Below are 2,872 nucleotides of genomic sequence, written 5' to 3' on the forward strand. Positions count from 1 at the left end.
AGAAGCTCAGCGGCACAGGGTGATAGCCCCGTATCCGAAAACATTCTGGTGGTACTAGGCTAACAACAAGTAGGGCGGGACACGTGATATCCTGTTTGAAGATGGGGGGACCATCCTCCAAGGCTAAATACTCCTGATTGACCGATAGTGAACCAGTACTGTGAAGGAAAGGCGAAAAGAACCCCGGCGAGGGGAGTGAAATAGAACCTGAAACCTTGTGCGTACAAGCAGTGGGAGCCCGAAAGGGTGACTGCGTACCTTTTGTATAATGGGTCAGCGACTTATATTTTGTAGCGAGGTTAACTGAATAAGGGAGCCGTAGGGAAACCGAGTCTTAACTGGGCGAGTAGTTGCAAGGTATAGACCCGAAACCCGGTGATCTAGCCATGGGCAGGTTGAAGGTTGGGTAACACTAACTGGAGGACCGAACCGACTAATGTTGAAAAATTAGCGGATGACTTGTGGCTGGGGGTGAAAGGCCAATCAAACCGGGAGATAGCTGGTTCTCCCCGAAATCTATTTAGGTAGAGCCTTGAGCGGACACCTTCGGGGGTAGAGCACTGTTTCGGCTAGGGGTCCATCCCGGATTACCAACCCGATGCAAACTGCGAATACCGAAGAGTGATACTCAGGAGACACACGGTGGGTGCTAACGTCCATCGTGGAGAGGGAAACAACCCAGACCGCCAGCTAAGGTCCCAAAGTCTATATTAAGTGGGAAACGAAGTGGGAAGGCTTAGACAGCTAGGATGTTGGCTTAGAAGCAGCCACCATTTAAAGAAAGCGTAATAGCTCACTAGTCGAGTCGGCCTGCGCGGAAGATGTAACGGGGCTCAAATATAGCACCGAAGCTGCGGCATCAGTGGAGACACTGTTGGGTAGGGGAGCGTCGTGTAAGCGGAAGAAGGTGAGTCGAGAGGCTTGCTGGACGTATCACGAGTGCGAATGCTGACATAAGTAACGATAAAACGAGTGAAAAACTCGTTCGCCGGAAGACTAAGGGTTCCTGTCCAACGTTAATCGGGGCAGGGTGAGTCGGCCCCTAAGGCGAGGCTGAAAAGCGTAGTCGATGGGAAACGGGTTAATATTCCCGTACTTGTAATAACTGCGATGTGGGGACGGAGAAGGTTAGGTTAGCAGACTGTTGGATGTCTGTTTAAGCTGGTAGGTGGAGCGTTTAGGCAAATCCGGACGCTTATTAACACCGAGAAGTGATGACGAGTTTCTACGGAAATGAAGTAACTGATACCACGCTTCCAGGAAAAGCCACTAAGCTTCAGGTTATTATAAACCGTACTATAAACCGACACAGGTGGTCAGGTAGAGAATACTCAGGCGCTTGAGAGAACTCGGGTGAAGGAACTAGGCAAAATAGCACCGTAACTTCGGGAGAAGGTGCGCCGGCGTAGATTGTAGTCCCTTGCGGATGAAGGTTGAACCGGTCGAAGATACCAGCTGGCTGCAACTGTTTATTAAAAACACAGCACTCTGCAAACACGAAAGTGGACGTATAGGGTGTGATGCCTGCCCGGTGCTGGAAGGTTAATTGATGGTGTTATCGAAAGAGAAGCTCCTGATCGAAGCCCCAGTAAACGGCGGCCGTAACTATAACGGTCCTAAGGTAGCGAAATTCCTTGTCGGGTAAGTTCCGACCTGCACGAATGGCATAATGATGGCCAGGCTGTCTCCACCCGAGACTCAGTGAAATTGAAATCGCCGTGAAGATGCGGTGTACCCGCGGCTAGACGGAAAGACCCCGTGAACCTTTACTATAGCTTGACACTGAACATTGAATTTTGATGTGTAGGATAGGTGGGAGACTATGAAGATGATACGCCAGTATTGTTGGAGTCGTCCTTGAAATACCACCCTTTAACGTTTGATGTTCTAACGAAGATTACGAAACGTGGTCTCGGACAGTGTCTGGTGGGTAGTTTGACTGGGGCGGTCTCCTCCCAAAGAGTAACGGAGGAGCACGAAGGTTTGCTAATGACGGTCGGACATCGTCAGGTTAGTGCAATGGTATAAGCAAGCTTAACTGCGAGACAGACAAGTCGAGCAGGTGCGAAAGCAGGTCATAGTGATCCGGTGGTTCTGAATGGAAGGGCCATCGCTCAACGGATAAAAGGTACTCCGGGGATAACAGGCTGATACCGCCCAAGAGTTCATATCGACGGCGGTGTTTGGCACCTCGATGTCGGCTCATCACATCCTGGGGCTGAAGTAGGTCCCAAGGGTATGGCTGTTCGCCATTTAAAGTGGTACGCGAGCTGGGTTTAGAACGTCGTGAGACAGTTCGGTCCCTATCTGCCGTGGGCGTTGGAGAATTGGTTGGGGCTGCTCCTAGTACGAGAGGACCGGAGTGGACGCACCACTGGTGTTCCGGTTGTGTCGCCAGACGCATTGCCGGGTAGCTAAGTGCGGAAGAGATAAGTGCTGAAAGCATCTAAGCACGAAACTTGCCAAGAGATGAGTTCTCCCAGACTTAAAGTCTGTAAGGGTTGTTGGAGACTACGACGTAGATAGGCTGGGTGTGTAAGTGTTGCGAGACATTGAGCTAACCAGTACTAATTGCCCGAGAGGCTTAACTATACAACCTCAAGCGTTTTAGATGAAATAAAAACACTGGAACGGTTGAGGGATTAACAAAGCGTGTGAAATAGAAAGCACAAAGAACGAAAAATCAGGATTTAGCTTGTTTCAAATTTAAAGAAGAAAGAACAAACAATATAACGGACAAATCATCGAAGATTTTCCTGATGTCCATAGTGCTGTGGTCCCACCTGACTCCATACCGAACTCAGAAGTGAAACGCAGTAACGCCGATGGTAGTGTGGGGTTTCCCCATGTGAGAGTAGGGCAACATCAGGGT

The 2,872-nt window shown here is 49.8% G+C and carries 1 rRNA gene and 1 other annotated feature (1 of these 2 cut by a window edge); the gene reads left to right on the top strand.

The annotated features are described in order from the left end of the window. Nucleotides 1-2,592: a sequence feature (most likely nonfunctional fraction of RNA operon), on the top strand; it begins 1,599 nt to the left of the window's first position. Nucleotides 2,593-2,755: 163 nt separating this feature from the next. Continuing rightward, nucleotides 2,756-2,871: ribosomal RNA gene (rrf, locus tag EDC51_RS10750) — 5S ribosomal RNA — on the top strand. Nucleotide 2,872: the final 1 nt, after the last annotated feature.

The organism is Bibersteinia trehalosi (genome assembly GCF_004346205.1).
Lineage (GTDB): Bacteria > Pseudomonadota > Gammaproteobacteria > Enterobacterales > Pasteurellaceae > Bibersteinia > Bibersteinia trehalosi.